Origin of the sequence: Clostridium putrefaciens, assembly GCF_900461105.1 — a bacterium.
In the GTDB taxonomy this organism is placed as follows: Bacteria; Bacillota; Clostridia; order Clostridiales; family Clostridiaceae; genus Clostridium_L; species Clostridium_L putrefaciens.
The window spans coordinates 1862553-1883720 of sequence record NZ_UFWZ01000001.1; the positions used below are offsets into that span (position 1 = coordinate 1862553).

At 30.0% G+C, this 21168-nt stretch carries 20 protein-coding genes and 1 other annotated feature; of the genes, 1 reads left to right on the top strand and 19 read right to left on the bottom strand.

Translation table 11 applies throughout. The features are described 5' to 3' along the window. Positions 1–14 precede the first annotated feature (14 nt). The 19 genes from alaS to arcA form a co-directional block, all read right to left on the bottom strand. Entirely contained in the window at positions 15–2654 is a 2640-nt protein-coding gene (gene alaS, locus DY168_RS08200; RefSeq protein ID WP_115641331.1) for an alanine--tRNA ligase, read from the bottom strand. A 59-nt stretch (positions 2655–2713) separates the two neighbouring features. After that, positions 2714–2886: a binding site (T-box leader), on the bottom strand. 62 nt (positions 2887–2948) lie between these two features. Beyond that, on the bottom strand, positions 2949–3968 hold the full coding sequence (locus tag DY168_RS08205; RefSeq protein ID WP_115641332.1) for an AI-2E family transporter: 1020 nt from the start codon (positions 3966–3968) through the stop codon (positions 2949–2951). 22 nt (positions 3969–3990) lie between these two features. Beyond that, entirely contained in the window at positions 3991–4470 is a 480-nt protein-coding gene (locus DY168_RS08210; RefSeq protein WP_172556301.1) for a PRC-barrel domain-containing protein, read from the bottom strand. A gap of 133 nt (positions 4471–4603) precedes the next feature. Continuing rightward, positions 4604–5035 carry a Fe-S cluster assembly scaffold protein NifU gene (nifU, locus tag DY168_RS08215; RefSeq protein WP_115641334.1) on the bottom strand — a complete coding sequence of 144 codons (432 nt, stop codon included), beginning with the start codon at positions 5033–5035 and terminating at the stop codon, positions 4604–4606. 1 nt (position 5036) lies between these two features. Next, positions 5037–6221 carry a cysteine desulfurase NifS gene (nifS, locus tag DY168_RS08220; protein ID WP_115641335.1) on the bottom strand — a complete coding sequence of 395 codons (1185 nt, stop codon included), beginning with the start codon at positions 6219–6221 and terminating at the stop codon, positions 5037–5039. 12 nt (positions 6222–6233) lie between these two features. Then, complete coding sequence (locus DY168_RS08225) at positions 6234–6677, bottom strand: RrF2 family transcriptional regulator (protein WP_115641336.1); 444 nt, start codon at positions 6675–6677, stop codon at positions 6234–6236. Between the two features lie 54 nt (positions 6678–6731). After that, positions 6732–8018 (bottom strand): replication-associated recombination protein A, encoded by a 1287-nt coding sequence (locus DY168_RS08230; RefSeq protein WP_115641337.1) that lies wholly within the window; start codon positions 8016–8018, stop codon positions 6732–6734. 155 nt (positions 8019–8173) lie between these two features. After that, positions 8174–9109, bottom strand: a complete 936-nt coding sequence (gene arcC / locus DY168_RS08235) for a carbamate kinase (RefSeq protein WP_115641338.1) — start codon at positions 9107–9109, stop codon at positions 8174–8176. Positions 9110–9210: 101 nt separating this feature from the next. Continuing rightward, entirely contained in the window at positions 9211–9795 is a 585-nt protein-coding gene (locus DY168_RS08240; protein ID WP_115641339.1) for a CDP-alcohol phosphatidyltransferase family protein, read from the bottom strand. A 9-nt stretch (positions 9796–9804) separates the two neighbouring features. Continuing rightward, entirely contained in the window at positions 9805–10938 is a 1134-nt protein-coding gene (locus DY168_RS08245) for an ABC transporter ATP-binding protein (protein ID WP_115641340.1), read from the bottom strand. Between the two features lie 68 nt (positions 10939–11006). After that, the gene (locus DY168_RS08250; protein WP_115641341.1) at positions 11007–11798 is read right to left on the bottom strand and encodes an ABC transporter permease; all 792 of its coding nucleotides are present in this window, start codon (positions 11796–11798) and stop codon (positions 11007–11009) included. A gap of 2 nt (positions 11799–11800) precedes the next feature. Next, positions 11801–12685, bottom strand: a complete 885-nt coding sequence (locus DY168_RS08255; RefSeq protein WP_115641342.1) for an ABC transporter permease — start codon at positions 12683–12685, stop codon at positions 11801–11803. After that, positions 12669–13913 (bottom strand): ABC transporter substrate-binding protein, encoded by a 1245-nt coding sequence (locus tag DY168_RS08260; protein WP_115641343.1) that lies wholly within the window; start codon positions 13911–13913, stop codon positions 12669–12671. Before DY168_RS08260 ends, DY168_RS08255 begins: the two co-directional genes overlap by 17 nt. 84 nt (positions 13914–13997) lie before the next feature. Beyond that, positions 13998–14672 carry a TVP38/TMEM64 family protein gene (locus tag DY168_RS08265; RefSeq protein WP_115641344.1) on the bottom strand — a complete coding sequence of 225 codons (675 nt, stop codon included), beginning with the start codon at positions 14670–14672 and terminating at the stop codon, positions 13998–14000. An 11-nt stretch (positions 14673–14683) separates the two neighbouring features. Then, positions 14684–15832 (bottom strand): (Fe-S)-binding protein, encoded by a 1149-nt coding sequence (locus DY168_RS08270; protein ID WP_172556303.1) that lies wholly within the window; start codon positions 15830–15832, stop codon positions 14684–14686. A 49-nt stretch (positions 15833–15881) separates the two neighbouring features. After that, the gene (locus tag DY168_RS08275; protein ID WP_115641346.1) at positions 15882–16577 is read right to left on the bottom strand and encodes a TVP38/TMEM64 family protein; all 696 of its coding nucleotides are present in this window, start codon (positions 16575–16577) and stop codon (positions 15882–15884) included. 111 nt (positions 16578–16688) lie between these two features. Further along, on the bottom strand, positions 16689–17153 hold the full coding sequence (locus tag DY168_RS08280) for a rhodanese-like domain-containing protein (protein WP_115641347.1): 465 nt from the start codon (positions 17151–17153) through the stop codon (positions 16689–16691). 236 nt (positions 17154–17389) lie between these two features. Further along, a complete protein-coding gene (gene argF / locus DY168_RS08285; RefSeq protein WP_115641348.1) occupies positions 17390–18373 on the bottom strand; it encodes an ornithine carbamoyltransferase in 984 nt (327 codons plus the stop codon). A 29-nt stretch (positions 18374–18402) separates the two neighbouring features. Beyond that, positions 18403–19626, bottom strand: coding sequence for an arginine deiminase (gene arcA, locus DY168_RS08290; protein WP_115641349.1), 1224 nt, complete (start codon positions 19624–19626; stop codon positions 18403–18405). A gap of 420 nt (positions 19627–20046) precedes the next feature. Here arcA and DY168_RS08295 point away from each other — a divergent pair, with 420 nt between their 5' ends. Beyond that, positions 20047–21096 (top strand): IS30 family transposase, encoded by a 1050-nt coding sequence (locus DY168_RS08295; RefSeq protein ID WP_115641084.1) that lies wholly within the window; start codon positions 20047–20049, stop codon positions 21094–21096. Positions 21097–21168 lie beyond the last annotated feature (72 nt).

Sequence of the window (21168 nt, forward strand, 5' to 3'; positions counted from 1 at the left end):
AATTGAAAAGATTTTTACTTTATTAATTCTTTAAGTGTTTCTTCTACGCTTTCTAAAGCTTCTTTAATCTTCTCAATATTCTTCCCACCAGCTTCTGCCATATCAGGTCTTCCGCCTCCGCCTCCGCCAGCTATAGTTGCAGCTTTCTTTATTATCTTGCCGCAATGTACGCCTTTAGATACCGCATCCTTTGATGCCATAGCGACTAGATTAACCTTATTTTCTTTGCTACTAGCAAGAACTATTAAACTATTTTGAATCTTATTCCTTAATTTATCTGCAATCTCTCTCAACTCATTTGAATCCATATTTTGAAGTTCAGATGTTATTATTTTAAATCCAAACACATCTTTTACATCATTTAACATTTCATCTTCTAATCCTTTTGCAAGTTCAGATTTCAACTGATAAATTTCTTTTTCTTTATCCTTTAACTCTTCAATATTACTATTAATTTTAACTATAAGGTCCTTTTCCGAACATTTTAAAATTGAAGAACTCTCTTTTAGTCGCATTTCCTTGTTTTCAAGATAATCTATAGACTTAAATCCAGTTATAGCCTCTACTCTTCTTATCCCTGAAGCTACCCCTGATTCAGATAAAATCTTAAACAATCCTATCTCTCCAGAATTATTAACATGGGTTCCTCCACAAAGTTCTTTACTAAAAGATTCTATAGATACAACCCTTACATTTTCTTTGTATTTATCCTCAAATAGAGCTATAGCACCAGTATCTTTAGCCTCCTTTATAGTCATTTCTTCTGTAGTTACTTTAAATGCTTCCATTATTTTTTCATTAACAAGCATCTCTACTTCTTTTATTTGCGTCCATGTAACTCCTTCAAAATGCGTAAAGTCAAATCTTAACTTATCCTCATCTACGTAAGACCCCGACTGTGCAATATGATTTCCTAAAACTCTTTTTAAAGCTTCATGTAATAAATGAGTAGCTGTGTGGTTTCTACAAATAGCTTTTCTTCGCTTATGATTTAACTCTAAGTTAACCACATCATTAATAGATACTTCTCCATTAATAACATTAACAAAATGCATTATCTTTCCTGAGATATTCTTCTTACAATCATAAACATCAGCTTTAAAGAAGTCATTTTCTATGATTCCTTGGTCTCCTACTTGCCCACCCATTTCTGCATAAAACGGTGTACTTTCTACTAATATAATTCCACTTTCTCCAGCTTTTAAAGTAGATACGTTTTCTTCTCCCTTTATTAAAAGCAATACTTTCGAAGTATCTTTAAATCTTTTATACCCTACAAAGTTAGAATTTAAATCTTTATCTATGCCTTCCAATATGCCGCTATTACTTCCCATATAGTTTGTTTCATTCCTAGCACCTCTTGCTCTTTTTCTTTGAAGTTCCATTTCTTTATTAAATCCTTCTACATCTACAGTTAACCCTTTTTCATTCAATATTTCTTCAGTTAACTCTAAAGGGAATCCAAAGGTATCGTAAAGTTTAAAAGCCTTAATTCCTTCTAAAGAGGTTTTACCTTCCTTTTGGAATTCTTGTATATATTCTTTTAATATGTCTATGCCTGCATCAATAGTTTCATTAAACCTTTCTTCTTCTAGTAGTATAACTTTATTTATATACTCTTTTTTATCTATTAACTCTTTATATGCGCCACCATAATTTTCTATTACCTTTTCAACTATGTCATTAATAAATGTTCTTTTTATTCCTAAAAGCCTTCCATGTCTTGCAGCTCTTCTAAGAAGTCTTCTTAATACATAACCTCTTCCTTCATTAGAAGGTAAAACTCCATCGGCTATTAAAAAAGCCACACTTTTAGCATGATCTGCTATTATCCTTAAAGACACATCAACATTTTTTTCTTTTCCATAAGTAACCTTTGATATGGTTGCTACTTGTAATAGTATATCCTTTATACTATCAATTTCAAATATATTTTCTGTTCCTTGCATAATTGTAGCAATTCTTTCAAGCCCCATACCTGTATCAATATTAGGATGGTCTAACTTATTATATACTCCATTTTCATCCTTATTAAATTGAGTAAATACCAGGTTCCAAAATTCCACTATTCTATCATTTTCTGAAGCTTCAATGAAATCTTCCTTAGTTTTTATTTCACCTTCACCTCTATCAAAGTGTATTTCTGAGCATGGTCCACAAGGTCCTTGACCTATCTCCCAGAAGTTATCTTCTTTTCCTAATCTAAATATCATATTTGGATCTATATCTGTTTTATTTACCCATATATCAAAAGCTTCATCATCTTCTAAATAAATAGTTACATATAACTTATCTTTTGGTATATCTAAAACCTTAGTAACAAACTCCCAAGACCATGGTATTATTTCATCTTTAAAGTAGTCTCCAAATGAAAAGTTACCTAACATTTCAAAAAAGGTAGCATGCCTTGAAGTCTTACCTACATTATCTATGTCTCCTGTTCTGATGCATTTTTGGCATGTGGTCACCCTTTTACTTGGTGGCGTTTTAAGCCCTGTAAAATAAGGCTTTAATGGTGCCATACCTGCATTTATAAGTAGTAAGCTTTTATCTTCTTTTGGAACTAACGGAAAACTTTCTATTACCAAATGATTTTTAGCCTCGAAAAATTTCAAATATGTTTCTCTTAATTCATTCAAACTCATGTATTTCATATACATATGCCCCCTAATATAATTTTTATAAAATTGAAACAAAAAAAACTCTCATCCCAAACAGGGACGAAAGCTATACTTCCGCGGTACCACCCTAATTATGCATATTAAATGCATCTCTTTAATATTTAGCTCTGAGATAGCTTTCATCCCTTAATTTAAGAAGTTTTCACCGCACACTTCCTCTCTATATAAATCTAATAGGACTACTCTTTCTCTTCACAGCTAAAATATTTATTTATATGAAGATTATAGATTATACTTATATTTATGTCAATATTTTAAGAAATATTTTTAAAATAAGTAGTAGTTTATATCCTCATAAACAACCTTTATAATAACACCTATAGGAACCGCAACAATAAGCCCTAATAGCCCACCTAGTTTGCCTCCTATTAATATCAATAAGATAATTATCATAGGATGCATGGATGTGCTGTAACCTATGATCTTAGGGGATACAACATCTCCTTCTATTTGTTGAATTATATATAAAAACAGTGTAATCCATAATGCCTTTTCTGTAGACTTAAATAAAGCCATAATTATAATAGGAACTGCTCCAAACAAAGGTCCAAAGTAAGGTATTATGTTAAAGAGTCCATTTATCAAGGATAACAATAAAGGGAATTCTATTTTAAAAACTACTAGTGATACAAATGTAAAAATCCAAATCACAAAGGAAAGTATAAATTGACTTATTATATATCGTCCTAATATCTCATCTATATCTTTAGCAATGTTAGTTACAACCCTTCTATTTTTAACTGGAAAGATCATAAGAAACTTCTCTGAAATAACCTTTTCATCTATTAAAAAATAATAAGATAAAACAGGAACTACCGCATAGCCTAAAGAATTTTCTCCAATTTCTATTATAGTCTCTACAGTACTATTTGAAATATCAACTATATATCTATTTACTTTTTCCCCTATTAATTCTTCTAATACCATTAGGGTTTTATTATTAGATAACCTTAACCTTTCATATATATTGCTTATAAAGCTTTCTATATACTCTAACCTAGGATATAAGTTTTTACTTTCTCTAATTATTATAGGTATTATTGTAATAAATGAAAATATAAATAACACTAAAAAAAAGCTTATAATAAATATTGCTGAAATCTTTTTATTTATTCCAAGTTGCATAACCTTTTTGTGAACTGGTTTTAAGCTATAGGCTAGTATAAATGAAAGTATAGCTATACTCCCTAATTTCCTAACTATGTCAATAGAAAATAATATATATACTATTAATAATAAGCCTATAAATATAACTAAGCATTTTATCTTTTTATTTAAAACCTTCATATTCTTACCTCTATAATAGAGCTTACCATAACCTTTTAATTGGTAAGTTCACAAATTCTATTCCTTCCTTTTTACAAATAATTATATTATCATCACCCAATATAAGATTTCTTGGTGATATTATCTTTTTGTTACTAAATAACTTATATAAAAAACCTTCACATATTACCACTGCTTTTATAGTGTAATCTTCAGGGTCTATTATTATATCTTCCAAAAAACCTATTATATTACCCTCCTTATCTATAACTTCTAAGTGTCTTATACTATTAAACTCTAAGAAGCTATTATTACATTTACCTTTCGCTATTATTCTTTCATTTATGTATATTATATCCTTAATAGAAATGTTTATATCCTTTGCTATTAGAGATTGAGACGATATTTTAAACCCTGTAACTTTAGCTTTTGAAAAATTAATTAAAATATCCTTAACCGTCCCCATACTCTTACCATCTTTATCTATAACCTTTTTAAAAATTATATCTTTATATCTCCACATACTATAAATCATCCCTATCTTTTAAATAACTTCTCTTATTAAACTTAATTATGCTTATATATATATGTTGCCTAATAACGCAAAAATAATACCCATGATTGGGTATTATCTTTGTATATCATATATTTAATATCTATTCTCCATGAACTTCACTATGTAATTCATCATGGTTATGTTCTTTGTAATCCCATGGTTTAAGCCCAATAGATTCTCTATAATTGTTTATAGCTTTATGAATTGCTTCTTCTGCCAAAACTGAACAGTGCATTTTAATAGCTGGCAGACCATCTAAGGCTTCTGCAACAGCTTTATTAGTTAATTCCCATGCATCTTCTAAAGACTTACCTTTTATAAGTTCAGTTGCCATACTTGATGATGCTATAGCTGATCCACATCCAAAAGTCATAAACTTAACATCTACTATTATATTATCTTCAACCTTCATATATATCTTCATGATATCTCCACATTTAGCATTTCCAACTTCACCAATACCATTTGCATCTGTTATTTCCCCTACATTTCTTGGATTTCTAAAATGATCCATTACCATATCGCTATACATATTAAATTTCCCCCTTCTTAATAAAGTCATGCCATAAAGGTGACATATTTCTAAGTCTATTTATTATTTTAGGTACCACAGATAATAAGTAATCTACTTCTTCTTCTGTGTTACCATCACCTATAGATAACCTCAATGAGCCATGTGCTCTTTCATGATTAAGCCCTATAGCTAGGAGGACATGCGATGGATCAAGTGCCCCCGAGGTACAGGCACTTCCGCTAGATGCACAAACATTCATATCATCTAATGATAATAATATACCTTCACCCTCTATAAATCTAAAACATACATTAACGTTACCTGGTAACCTATTTTCACTTACAGGTCCATTTAATTTAGTATGGGGGATCTCCATAAGTCCAGTTATAAGCTTATCTCGTAACATTATAAGTCGTCTACTGCTTTTATCCATTTCATTTACTGCCATCTCCAAAGCCTTACTAAGTCCTACTATACCTGCTATATTTTCTGTTCCTGCTCTTTTACCTCTTTCTTGAGCCCCACCATGAATTAAATTATCAATTTTTATTCCTTTTCTAATATACAAAGCTCCTACGCCTTTAGGTCCATAAAATTTATGGGCTGCAAGAGATAACATATCTATATTCATTTCTTTAACATCTACTGGTATATGCCCTACAGCTTGAACTGCGTCCGTATGAAATACAACATTTTTTTCTCTACAAATTTGTCCTATTTCTTTTATGGGCTGTATTGTACCAATTTCATTATTAGCGAACATTATTGAAACTAATATGGTACTATCCTTTATAGCCGATTTTAACTGTTCTAAGTTTATAAATCCTTCTTGATCCACATCCAAATATGTAACTTCGAAACCGTGTTTTTCTAAATATGCACAAGAGTGAAGTACAGCATGATGTTCTATCTTACTTGTTATTATATGGTTACCTTTGTTAAAGTTTGCAAACGCAAACCCTTTTATAGCAAAATTATCTGCCTCAGTCCCCCCACCCGTAAAGAATATTTCATTCCTTTCAGCATTTATAGCCTTGGCCACCTTATCCCTACTGGCATCTATTACCTTTCTCGTATCTCTTGATATTGAGTATACTGATGAGGGATTACCGTAATGTTCACTAAAATAGGGTATCATCTCATCTAACACCTCTTTTTTTGTATATGTAGTTGCAGCATAATCCATATATACTACCTTTTGCATATTATCAGCTCCTTACTTTTGAATTTTAACTTTTTGGCTTGAAGACTGCATTCTCATATAGTCATCCACCATATCTTTTAAAGTAACAGATTGCATAACACTGTCTATGCTATTTTTTACTTTAGCCCAAAGAAGTCTTGTAGCACAGCAATCCATGTTATTACAATGAGTACCTTCAACACAATCTGAAATTTCTATTGGTCCTTCTAAAACTTCTATAATATCTGCAACAGTTATATCTTCTGGTTTTCTATTTAAAATGTATCCTCCCTTTGCCCCTCTTACGCTTTTTATTATATTAGCTTTTCTAAGAGGAGAGAATAACTGTTCAAGATAATACTCTGATATATTTTGTCTTTCTGATATACTTTTAATTGAGATAGGTGTTTCATCGCAATTTATAGCTAAATCAAGCATTGCCTTTACACCATATCTGCCTTTAGTAGATAATTTCATATTAATCACTCCTATTAATGTTGAGTGTTCCACTTGGTTTTCATAATAATTTTATCAAATCAGACTAGAATTGTCAACTTTGATTTTATGCCAATATTCTTTAGATGCCCTCTCCATTTTATTATTACCATATTCGTAATAAACACTACCTTTAATATTCTTTGGTAGATATTGTTGCTCAACATAATTATTTTTATAATTATGTGGATATTTATATCCCACTCCCCTATTTAAGTTTTTAGCGCCACTATAGTGGGCATCTTTTATATGAATTGGAATATCTCCAACTTCTTTTTTTTCTAAATCATCAAGTGCTCTATCTATAGCAATTACTATAGAATTAGATTTAGGAGAAGTAGCTAATAACACAACAGCTTCTGCTAAGGGTATCCTTGCCTCTGGAAATCCTAACATCATAGATGAATCCACACAGCTTTTAACCATGGTAATTGCATTAGGGTACGCAAGGCCTATATCCTCGCTTGCTATAACCAATATTCTTCTACATATAGATATTAAATCACCAGCTTTAATTAGTCTTGCTAAGTAGTGAAGTGACGCATCTACATCACTTCCTCTTATAGATTTTTGAAAGGCACTTAAAATATCATAATGGCTATCTCCTAACATATCATAGGCTATAACCTTAGTCTGAGTACTATCTTTTGCTATATCTAAATCTATAATTACACTATAATTTTCATTTGGTGGTGTTGAATATATTGCAATTTCCAAAGCATTTATAGCTTTTCTCACATCTCCATTAGAAGCACTTACAATATATTCTTTTGCCTTTTGTTTTAACTCTATACTTATATTTTCCTCTTCTTTATTTATTATTTTTACGACCCTATCTATAGCTATCTCTACATCTTCTTTTTCTACAGGCTTAAATTCAAATATGGTAGATCTGCTTAAAATAGCTTTAAATATATAATGATAAGGGTTTTCTGTGGTACTAGATATAAGTGTAATTCTCCCATCTTCTATAAATTCAAGTAAGGATTGTTGCTGTTTTTTATTAAAGTTTTGTATCTCATCTAAATAAAGAAGTATTCCATTTATACCTTCAAAAGTATCTAGAGTACTTACAATTTGTTGAATATCCTTCAAATTAGAATTTGTTGCATTAAGTTTATAAAACTTTTTATTACTCTTTTCAGCAATTATATTAGCAACCGTAGTCTTACCTACCCCTGGTGGTCCATAAAATATCATATTAGTAATACGTCCACTCTTTAAAATCCTATCTAATATCTTACCATTTCCCAATATATGTTTTTGACCTACCACTTCATTTAATTCATTAGGTCTTAATTTATCCGCTAAAGGTTTCCTCATATTAATCACTCTCTCAATATAATAATTCATATTCTTTTATATTTATTTTACCATAAAGATAAAAGGATATCCTACATATCTAGGATATCCTTTTATCTGTTTTTTAAAATGTTACTATATCTTAATCATATCTTTATTTAAAGCAGTTCAATTAATTATAAACTAATAGAGGTTCCTGTAACACCTTTTAATCCTTCTTTTACTTTATTTAATGAAGTTATTACGGTTTCTCTATGCTCTTTAGATGCAGCGAACTTTATAGCTGCCCTAACTTTTGGCAACATAGAACCTGGGGCAAAGTGACCTTCCTCCATATATTTATTCATTAATTCCACAGTTACTTTGTCTAAAGACTTTTCTTCTAGCTTTCCGTAATTTATATAAACCTTTTCTACCGCTGTTAAAATAAGAAGTTTATCTGCATCCAATATTTCAGCTAACTTTTCTGATGCAAAATCTTTATCTATTACAGCATCTACGCCTTTAAGATATCCATCCTTTTCAATTACAGGTATTCCTCCTCCGCCTACAGTAATTACTATATGACCTGCCTCCACTAGCGTTTTTATAGAGCTTTCTTCCACTATTCTAATAGGCAAAGGTGATGCCACAACTCTTCTCCACCCCCTGCCAGCATCTTCTTTAAATACATAGCCCTTTTCATCGCTAATCTTTTTTGCCTCTTCGTTTGTAAAAAATGAACCTATTGGTTTAGATGGATTATTAAAATTTTCATCATTTTCATCAACTACCACTTCCGTAATTAGTGTAACTACATCTTTATTTATATTTCTTTTCATTAATTCAATCTTTATCGCTTGTTGAAGATGGTATCCTATGTATCCTTGACTCATAGCACCACATTCAGGAAAGGGCATAATTACATTTTTACTTGAAGATTCATATGTGGAAACTATTTGACCAACCTGTGGTCCATTTCCATGCGCTATTATAATATCATGACCTTCCTCTACTAAATCTACCAAATATTTTGCTGTATCCTTTGCTGTATTCAATTGACTATTTGCAGAAGTATCCTTTGGATTTGCTTGAAGAGCATTTCCTCCTAAAGCAATAACTATCTTACTCATTTATCCATCTCTCCTTACAGTCTTATTTTACACATAATAATTATATCATCTTTATTATAATATATACATAAATTTGCAATAATTCTATAAAACTTTAGTATTTACTTCAATATGATCTTTGCTTCTAAAAATCGTTGAAATGCTGTAATAATTACTGATAATGAAAATATATCCGTTATAAGTACTAAGTTATGAGAGAAAATTATCATAAGTGAAAACATAATAAAGCCTTCAGTTCTTTCTGCAAAGCCTGCTTGATAATAAAAGGACTTCATGCCTTTTTTCTCTGTTAATGCTGCAACAGTTAAAAATAAAGTCATAGAAATCAAAATACATATAGTAAGAATTAAAAGATGTATTATATCTTTAGGAAATTTTATAGCAAGGGTTAAAATTATACCCATTTCAACCATCCTATCAAAAGTTATATCCATTAGGGTTCCAATTGATGTTGTGGTTCCTTTCTTTCTTGCCATAGCACCATCTACTGCATCCAAGAATCCCGAAAGCCATAATGCAAAAAGAGCTACTATAGGCAAATCAAAATATATAAATACAGACGAAGCTATTCCAATACCAAAAGCTATTAAAGTTATATTATTAGGAGTTAAGTTTATATTTAATAAAAACTTAGCTACTAAATTTATTAATGGATTCACATATTTCCTTCCATATGTATCAAGCATGTTTTCCTCCTAATTAATAATATTTATTTTATTAAAATTATATCCTAATATAGCTTTTTCACCAACTAAAAATATCACATCTTTATTATAATTTTGTAATACCATAACACTACAATCTTTAGAAATTTTTATACTTAATTTTAAGAATCCTTGTATATACGATACATTTTCTATCTTACCTTTAATCCATCCATAATCTTTTTTTAACAATAGATCTTGTGGAAAGCATTTATATACCACACACCCTTCTGGTTTTATAGCTAAGTATATTCCTTTATAATTAATATCCCCATTTCCCATAGGAGTATTACTCTCATAATCCTTTTCTATTTTAGATTTAACTTCACCTAAACCTAATATAAAATCTTTACCATAAAACAGATTATCTTTTATATCACCATAAAATATATTATTAATTCCTAAAAACTCTGCTACAAATGAACTCTTAGGATTTTCATATAAATCTTTAGGACTTCCTATTTGAATTATTTTGCCTTCATTCATTATAGCCATTTTATCAAACAGAAAAAACGCCTCTTCTTTATCGTGTGTTACAAATATAGTAGTTATCTTATGTTTACTATGTAACCTTTTAGTGAATTCTCTCATATCTTCTCTAAGCTTTGGATCTAGTGCACTAAAAGGTTCATCCATCAGAAGAAGCTTTGGGCTACATACAAGCGCCCTTGCTATAGCACCTCTTTGTTTTTGTCCTCCACTTAATTGATCTGGATATCTTTTTTCCATACCATCTAGGTTTACTATATTCAATATCTCTCTAATTTTAATCCTCCTATGTTCTTTAGGAACCTTTCTCATCTTTAATCCAAATCCCACATTTTCCTCCAAGGTCATATGTGGAAAAAGTAGGGATTCCTGAAAAACCATGGCAAGATTTCTTTTTTCCGTAGGAGTACTTACTATGTTTTCTTCCCCAATATATATATCTCCACTATTTAATTCTAAAAGTCCTGCTATAAGATTTAGCATAGTACTTTTACCACAACCTGACGGTCCAAGTAATCCAAAAAATTCTCCTTCATTAATCTCTAACCTAGGTATATTTAGATTAAATGATCTTGCGTTTGAAGTTTTATTACTCAAATATGTTTTTTGTATATTTATTATCTTTACATTGTTCATAATACTTTTTATTACGAATTATATAACTAATTCTTAATAAAATTCCTCCAATCCTATTTGTTTTATTGTTATCTATAATGCCTTTTTATAAATGAATCTAAAATCCAAAGTGAAATAAATGATAACAATGCAAATAATATAGAATATGCAGCACCAATAGACTTATCACCCCCACTTATAAATGGAAACATAAATATAGGAAGTGTCAATATCTCTCCACCACCTATAAACAAAGTTGTTATATATTGATTTAAAGATATAAGTAAAGTCAAACTAGAACCAGCTATAATTCCTGGTAATATAAATGGAAGTGTTACATTCAAAAATCTTTTAAATGGGCTTGCACCAATAACCTTGGCTGCATCCTCCCATTTAAAACCTAGGTTTTTATAACTAATCTCCAATGCCATAATCATATATGGCAAGGTTGACATAATATGAACTAATATTACTCCTACTGTATTTTCAGTAAGTCCGAACCCTATAAATGTTTTATGAATTCCCATAAGTATAGTTAATGGAGGAATTATTATAGGCACTATAAGTATAAATTTCATCAGTTTTTTAACCTTAAATTCATATCTAGCCAATGCGTCTGCTGCTGGTATTCCGATAATAATGTTTATAATATTTACTATAATAGCTATAACAAAACTGTTTTTTATAGCTATTATAGTTCCTGAGTATCCTGAAAATACATATTTCCACGGTCTTATATTAAACTCTACTGGCCATAAATCTGGCCACCTCCAAAAAGATGAGAAACTTACTATAAAAAGCAATACTATCGGCATAATGGCTATTAATATAATTGATAAAATAATAAATAACACTAAAATATTAAAAATCTTTTTTTTCATAACTAATTATTATCCACCTTACTTTTGTGCTTTTTATTAAAAAAGTAATAAAGAGCACTAATAAACATTATAAATATAAATATTATTATATTTACACCTAAAGCTATAGGTCTGTCAGAAAAGTCTCCCTTCATATACAATTCATAGGAATAAATCCCTAATGTTTTAGGATATGTCATTCCTAATAAATAGGGAACTTCAAAAGCTGAAAAAATAAAGGTAAATACTATAAATGTTGAAGTTCTAAGTGGCTCTATTAGCATAGGCCAAACTACTTCACTAAAAGTCTTAAAGATATTTGCTCCAAATACCCTTGCCACTTGTATCCAATTATCCTGTACTTTTAAAAGTACAGGATAAAGCATAAGTACTATAAAAGGCGTCGTCTTCCAAACATATGCGATTATTATTCCAATTGAATTTTTATCGTTAACTAATATTGGGAATTCAGACATATCACCTATAAGTCCAAGATTATAGCATAATATAGATACCCATCCGCTCTGAGTTAAGAATAAAAACATAGCATAAGCACAAGTTAAATAAGAAAACAACATAGGTATTTGCAAAAGTCTCCATAATAATATAGATTGTTTTCTCTTTTTTTCACTTATTAATAAAAATAATAGTAAAGTTATAAGAATACCTAAAATTGCAGATATTATTGTACTTACAACTGAAATTTTAATAGTAGCAATAAAAGAATCCCAAAAGGATTCTGACTTAAATAGCTTTTTATATACTGAAAATGAAATACCTTTATTTCCATTAGTGTTTAAAATAAAAATACTTTGAAATATACCTTGAAATATACCTCCTACCATTAATGCAGCTACTAATATAAAAGATGGCAATACTAATATATAAGGTTTAGTTTTTTGCCACATTTTCCATCCAATACTTTTCTATTATATCTATATAGGAAGATGATATTTCAGATACCCTATGTTTTTCTAGTTCTTCTGAAGAAAGGGTCCCTTCTCCTCTATCTATATCATTTAATTCTTTCTTTTCTTCTGTAGATAGCTTATCTGAACTTATAATTGTTCCATCTCCCCATATATCAGGACTCATCTTTTTAAATTGAGCCTCTTTTGAAATCATAAAGTCTATAACCACCATAGCCGCATCTTTATTTGGTGCATTAAAAGGTATTGTTAAATAGTGGGTATTGGAAAGCGTCCCCTTATCTAGCACAAAGCTTCTGGTGCTTTTAGGAAATGCACCTTCTTTTATTTTATTAGCTGCATGTATTGGATTATATGACATAGTCATCCATATCTCTCCATTAGAATATAATTGATCAAGCTTTGAAGAGCTTTCTGGATAGGTATTACCTTCTCTCCATAAATAAGGCTTTATTTCATTTAAATAATTCCATAAAGACTCTGAATCCTTAGAAAATTTCTCTTCGTTTAGTTTGGGAGAAAAAGCTTCATACCCTCCACTAGTTTCTAAAAGTGTTTGGCGTACAAAAGCGCTTCCAGTAAAATCTGGTGGTGCAGGATAAGTAAACTTTCCAGGGTTCTCTTTAACCCAAAGCTTGAATTCCTCCATAGATCTTGGTGGATTCTTAACCTTCTCAGTATCATATATAAATACAAATTGTGCTTTTCCAAAAGGAGCCTCTAATCCTTCAGTATCCTCACCAAAGTCGGTAGTAATGTCTTTTGCATCTTTATCTACATACTTATTGTAATTAGGAAGTTTATCTACAAAGCTTCCTAAAAGCAGTGAATTATCTTTAACCATTTTAAAGTTTTCTCCATTAAGCCAGCATATATCCATTGTCCCAGAATTCTTATTAACATCCTTTTCTGTCATAAGTTTATTTGTCATATCCTTTGCATCATTAATTGGTACCCTATTTAAGTCAATATCAAATTTATCCTTTAATTGCGGCTTAACCCATAAATCCATATACTTATTTGTGCTTTCACTTCCTCCCCACATATATATATTAACCTTTTTGCCCTTACTATCAGTTAAGATACTCTCCCAGCTAGACTCTTTTAAGTCATTATTATTTGCATCTTTATTTCTATTTCCTCCACAGGAAATTAGTACTAATGATAGAATCACTATTAGTATACCTACTCCTAATTTTTTAAACATATTTTATTCTCTCCTTATTTAAATCTACCCATATTTCATTATTTTAATTACTTGTATTTTTACACTTTAAATATCATTTTAATATTATTCTTTCGTAACTTGTTTTAATTTTTTTAGAAATAATTTGTCCTTTAATATAAATGAAATGGCAAAAAGCAATATTAAAAAACAAATTGATGCGTAAAATGATTTTGATCCTATTGTTTCAGATTTATCTCCTAAATTAGTATAAACTAATATTCCAGGTATAATTCCTATTAGACTTGCCAAGATAAAATCTTTAAATTTAATTTTAGAAATCCCTGCACTATAGCTTATTACATCAAATGGGAATAATGGTATCATCCTCAAAATTAAAATTAGAATAAATCCATTTTTTTCTAACGAATCTTCAAAGTGAGCTAACTTATGTTTTGTAATCTTTCTTATAAAGTCTCTTCCTAAAAACCTAGCTAGATAAAAGGATAGGGAAGCTCCCATCACTGCACCAATAAGAGTGTAAATACTGCCTCTAATTAGTCCAAATGCTAAACCTCCACCTATAGCTAATATTGAGTCTGGAAATAAAGTAAGTGGTACAAATGTGAACATAATTATGTATAGTATAGGTGCCATATTACCGTAGTTCAATAAGTATGTTTTTAAATCCATAGATGAAAAAGTTTTAAACCTATTTAAATTATATAAAAAATAAACAGCTACTACAATTAAGATTACACTTAAAATATATTTTAAAACCTTAATATAATATTTTTTCATAAAACCACCTTTTACTTCATTTTATTTATTATCTTCTTCAATTCATATCTATTCTTCCATTTAGTTATAGAACCCTTATTAACCTGTATAAAGTTTTTATTTTTTATAACCTCCTCATTAAAAAGTAAATCTAATATGTGAATAGACCTTCCTCCACCTATGTTCATTGCTTCTACACAACTTTGACAGTAAGATACAATATATTCTCCTTTAGCTTCTTTTGCCCTCTTATTCATTTGTTCTAAGGCAACATGATTATTTGTTACTGCTATCATACCTCCAAACCCACAACATACTGTGTTGCTTTTAGAAAACTTAAATTCTTTACTTTTAATCCCTAGTTGATCCAATATGCTTCTTATAGAATTATGTATACCCTCTTCTTCTCTTATAGAACAAGGGTCATGAATATAAAATATCTCATCTATCCCTTTATATATTCCTTTAAGGTGCTGCGGCACTCCAATTTCTGCTATAATGTTCCAAAGAGAGCTTACTTTTATATTTGTTAAGTTCTTATTTAATGTTATAAAACAATTCTCACAGGCAACCACTACTTCCTCAGCACCCATGTCTCTTAAGTCTTCATCTAAAGAATTAAAGTATTTTTTAAATCCATCAGTATCTCCCATATCATAAGTAGGTTTCCCACAACACTTTAAGATTATATCTGTGTTTTTAAAGTTCTCCTTTAAGTTTTGGTATGTTTTTTCAACAAGATTAGGACTGTATGAAGATAAACTACATCCGGGTAAAAATACTCTTTTCTTCTGCTTTGTTAATACCTCTTTTGTGGATCTATTATATGTTGTAAACATTTTAGAAAAACTGCTTTTTTGATGATATTTTACAACTTTATATCCTGATGGTCTTAGTCTTTTATTGCCTTTCAGTATCTCTTTTCTCATGTCATAAAATAACTCTTTAAAATTTATATTTTCAGGGCATACCTTACTACACCACCCACACATTGCACAAGAATAAGGCATTATAATTTCAACTTCATTGTTTTGACTAAGTTTACCTAAGAGTTCTTTAGGTGAACTACAAAATGCTTTTAGCATAGGGCAGTTAGTCATACAAGCTTTGCAGTCAGTACAATTTTGAAAACTCTTTTCTATGTCCTTTTGCAACTCTTTTGATAAATAAATATGGCCCATAAAACCCCTCCGTAAAACAAAAAAATAATATATGTTATATTTTAAACTATTATATTTTTTGAGGCAGCTTATTTTTTTCATTCCATACTCTCTTAATTAGATAAATTAAAACTGACAGAGCAAACAAAATAAGTAATCCAAATACAAGTTTTTTAGTTCCACCAACTAGCATACCACCAACATAAGAATATATTATAGTTGCTGGTAATTGTCCAATTCCTGTAGCCCAAAAAAATGACCAAAACCCCATTGATGTAAGCCCAGCTGCATAGCTTACTAGATCAAAAGAAATAAAAGGTAAAAGTCTGGCTATCAATACTGCATACTTGCCATGCCTTTCAAAAAAATCATCTACACTTTCAAGTGCAAATTTGCTAGTCATCTTTTCTACTGCTTTTCTTCCTAGCAATTTGCTAATATAAAAACATAGTATAGCGCCTACCATAGCACTAACAAAGGATAATATTGCTCCTTGCCACCAACCAAATAGACCTGCATTAGCAAAAGTTATTATGAATGCTGGTAAAGGTGCTGCTATAGATTGAAGTATCATTAATGAAAACGAAATAATTGGAGCCCATATTCCAAAAGATAATATGTAATCTTTTGCCGACTCTACATTAAGCTTCAATAATACACTTACCATATCATCTATGGTGTTTTTAATGTCAGGGACTAAAAAATATAAAGATAGAATCGCTAATACTACTAGAACTTTTATTATATATCCTTTTTTTTTATTCAAAACATTCCCCCGCCTTTTTTATTTTATAAAAAAATATAAAAATAAAGAGAAAAGCACAGTTTGTTTTTAATTGTTACTTTCTCTTTACTTTTTTAATTTGTACTCTATGTTTTATTTTTCTAAAAGTTCTTCATATGGCCATGCAGCTTGTCCTTTTTCTAATATATAAAGTCTATCTTTACTTATCTTTTTCTCTGTTAGATATTTTTGTGTATTTTCAGCGCCTCCGCCACCTTTTGGACATACAATAACTATTGGTTTACTACCTTCTAACTTTTCTAATACGTTTTCGAGTTTCTTTTTATCTTCGTTACTTTTTACTGGATATGCATAAGTTGGCATAGCTCCTTTGATATGATGTTTATCATATTCTTCTTTAACCTGAATATCTAAAATTATTATATCTTCTTTAGTTTCTATACTCTTTTTTAGTTGTTCTGCAGTGTAATAATTATAATCTTTTTTCGATTCCACTTTATTTGCTTCTGTTTTAGATTTTGTGCATCCCAATAAACCTATACTTAAAGTCAGTACCATTAATAATGTAGAAATTAAATATTTTTTGTTCCTTTTCATAATTATCCCCCCCTATATAATAACAATTTTAGGATATAAAATTTATATCCCTTAAAAATTATATCATAATTTAACTTAAAATACTTGTATCTATGATAATCTGCTTATATATAATTTCTATACAGATTCTGATTCTCATTCCTTTTATCAATACTTAAATTTTATTATATAATGATTAAAAGAGCCTACCTTTTAAATAAGCCCTTTTAATTAAAACACTAAATTTTATTGTAAAATTATAATGTAGATACCATAACAGCCTTTATTGTATGCATTCTATTTTCAGCCTCATCAAATACTACAGAGTGTTTACTTCTAAATACCTCGTCTGTAACTTCTCTAATATCAAGGTTACTATTTTCTGTAGTTTCTTTTGCAACCTTAGTTTCAAAGTCATGAAATGAAGGAAGACAATGCATAAATATAACATCATCATTTTCTGTAGTTTTTAACATATCCATGTCTACTTTATATGGAGTTAATAACTTAACCCTTTCCTCTAACTTATTCTCTTCTCCCATGGATACCCATATATCTGTATAAATAACATCCGCTCCTTTTACATCACTTACATTATCTGTAAGCTCTATGCTTGCACCAGTAGCTTCTCCAATTAATTTACACTTTTCAACCATGCTCTCATCTGGCCATAATTCTTTTGGAGCTAAAGCCATATATTTCATTCCCATTTTTGCACATCCATACATTAAAGCATATCCCATATTATTTCTTGCATCACCAACAAAAACCATCTTAACCTTATTTAAAGGTTTACTTATATGTTCTTCTATAGTCAAAAGGTCTGCTAAAACTTGAGTTGGATGATCACCATCTGTAAGTCCATTCCACACAGGAATTCCTGAATGTTTAGCTAAAAGTTCCACTGTTTCTTGCTCATATCCTCTAAATTCCATACCATCATAAAACCTTCCAAGAACCTTTGCCGTATCTTCAATAGACTCCTTTTTACCCATTTGAGAATTACTTAAAAACGTAACATGAGCACCTTCATCAAGTGCAGCAACTTCAAAAGCACATCTAGTTCTAGTAGATGTTTTATCAAAAAGTAATACTATATTTTTACCATCTAATAATCTTCCATGAATACCTGCTCTTTTTTTAGACTTTAAATCCTTAGACAGATCTAATAGATACCTTATTTCTAGTGGTGTGAAATCCAATAATGTTAAAAAACTTTTACCTTTTAAATTAACAGCCATTTTAATACCTCCATATACTTTATTTTACATTATAAATTTTCTCTCCATATAGGCATACTCATGCATCTTGGGCCGCCTCTACCTCTTGAAAGTTCAGAACTTTTCATAGTTAATACTTTTATATTGTTTTTATCAAGTAACTCGTTTGTCACATAGTTTCTCTCATACGTAATAACTGTTCCTGGAGCTATAGCTAAGGTATTTGATCCATCATTCCACTGCTCTCTAGCTGCTGCAATAATATCTCCTCCACCACATCTTATAAGATCTACTGCGGGTAATTTAAGAACTCTTTTTAAAACTATATTTAAATCTTCTTTATGTGATTTAAATAACAACTTTCTATCCTTGTCTTTTGTTATTTCATAAATATTAAGTGGTCCTTCTATTTCAGGATGAATTGTAAATTTATCATAATCTACCATAGTGAATACAGTATCTAAATGCATAAAGGCTCTACACGAAGGTATTTCTAAAACTAATACTGTTTCAAAACCTGACTTATCATTTAATAAGTTATCAGCTAATATTTCTATAGCTTTTGGTGATGTTCTTTCACTGCAGCCTATTGCAAGAACCTTTTTTGATAACACAAGCTGATCTCCACCTTCTAAACTATAAGGTATATCTTCATCATACCAAAGTGGAGTCTCCTCTTTTTCAATTGAATCATGGTTTTCATAAATGTATTTTGAAAATAAACTTTCTCTTCCCCTTGCTAGTGTATGCATATGATTAATACTTAAACCCCTGCCAATTGATGTAGATGGATCTCTAGTAAAATATGCATTTGGCATTGGATCTAAATAAAAAGGATACTTATTATCTACTAATTCCAACAAAGAAGAGGGTTTAGCAATCCTTATTTTATCTTTTCTAACCCCAGCTATTAAGATATCTACCATATCCTTTGTATCCATAGAAAGTAGGTATTCTTGTAGAGATTCTTTAATTTGATTTGAATTTACATTACTCTCTTTTAAAAACTTTAATAAAAATTCTTCTTTTACTTTTTGATTTTTTAAAGAATCCGCTAGTAGTTCTTCTAAATAATATACTTCTACACCATTTTCTCTCAAAATGTTAGCAAAGCCGTCATGTTCCTTTTGTGCATCTTTAAGATAAGGTATATCATCAAAAAGTAATCTATCAAGGTATTCTGGCACAAGATTTTCTATTTCTCTTCCAGGTCTGTGCAACATTACTTTCTTTAATTTTCCTATTTCAGAAGTTATGTTTATACTTTGAGACAACTTGTACACCTCCATATATTTTATTAGGGCATATTCTTATTACATTATATATATTATTATATGCTATAAAAACCTTTAGTTAAAATCAAAATTGTTCCTTAAATGTCCATATAAAATGATGGCTTTCAAAATATTCAATTTATTCTCACTAACATCTTAGTATATAGTATATACTTTATTATGCTATCCAATACTAAAGTTGTTTTTTATAATATACTATGTATTACCGTATAATTCCGTCTTAATATTCACTCAACTTAGTTTTCTGTATAAATATGCATATATAGTTTTAAAATCTTTTGAATCTTTTTTAATGACTTGTTGTAGAATGAAATTGAACTAATAAAAAAATCCATAGTGGATTATTCTGTGTTATGATTTAATCGTCAAACAAAAACATATACACGGAGGATAATCACTATGGACTACCCAAATAGTAACATAAAATCACGTAAAAATAAACACTTGAATTTTGAAGAGCGCATGACTATTCAACTTCGTCTTAAAGATGGGTTTTCAGCATATAGGATAGCTAAAGAGCTTAATCGTCCTATAAATACTGTTCTAAATGAAATACGACGTGGTACTACTACTCAAATTAAACAAGGAAAATGTATTGAGATTTACCTTGCAGATACAGGCGAAGCCGTTTATAAAAAACATCGTCTTAATTCATGTCGTACATTTAAGCGTTTAGAATGCTCTGACTTCATTAACTATGTTGTAACTAAGATACAGCATGATTCATGGTCACCTGATGCTTGTGTAGGTAATGCGCTTAAAACTGGTAAGTTTGAGCGTTTTCAAATGGTATGCACCAAGACCTTGTATAACTATATTGATCTTGGGTTGCTACTTGTTAAAAATGCAGACTTACCAATAAAGCTACGCTGGAATACTAAGTCAACAATGATCAAAAAGCATAAGAAAAAGCTTGGTAAAAGTATTGAAGAACGTCCATGTCACATAAATAATCGTGAAGAATTTGGTCACTGGGAGATTGATACAGTGATTGGTGAAAAATCAGGTAATGACTGTGTACTTTTAACCATTCTTGAACGTAATACCAGGAATGCCATTGTGCGTAGAATTGTATCTAAGACTGCTGACGCAGTTATGAATGAACTTAGCAGCATCCGTAACTTATATGGCGATAAGTTTAGCCAAGTATTCAAAACAATAACAGGCGATAACGGTTCTGAATTTTCCGATTTATCCACAATTGAAGTTGACTCTGATACAAAAGTGTATTTCACTCATCCATATTCCTCATTTGAAAAAGGAACTAATGAACGTCATAATGGCCTGATACGTCGCTTTATCCCTAAGGGGAAACGTATGTCAGACTATAGTGCTGATGACATTGCATTCATAGAAGATTGGATGAACACCCTTCCTAGAAGGATACTGAAATACAAAACTCCAGAGGAACTATTTGAAGCACAGTTAGATATAATATATGCAGCCTAAGTAATTTCAACGATTTAAGTCATAAATAGAAATTAGTTCAATTTGTTATTGCAATTTGTCAATCTTTTTTAA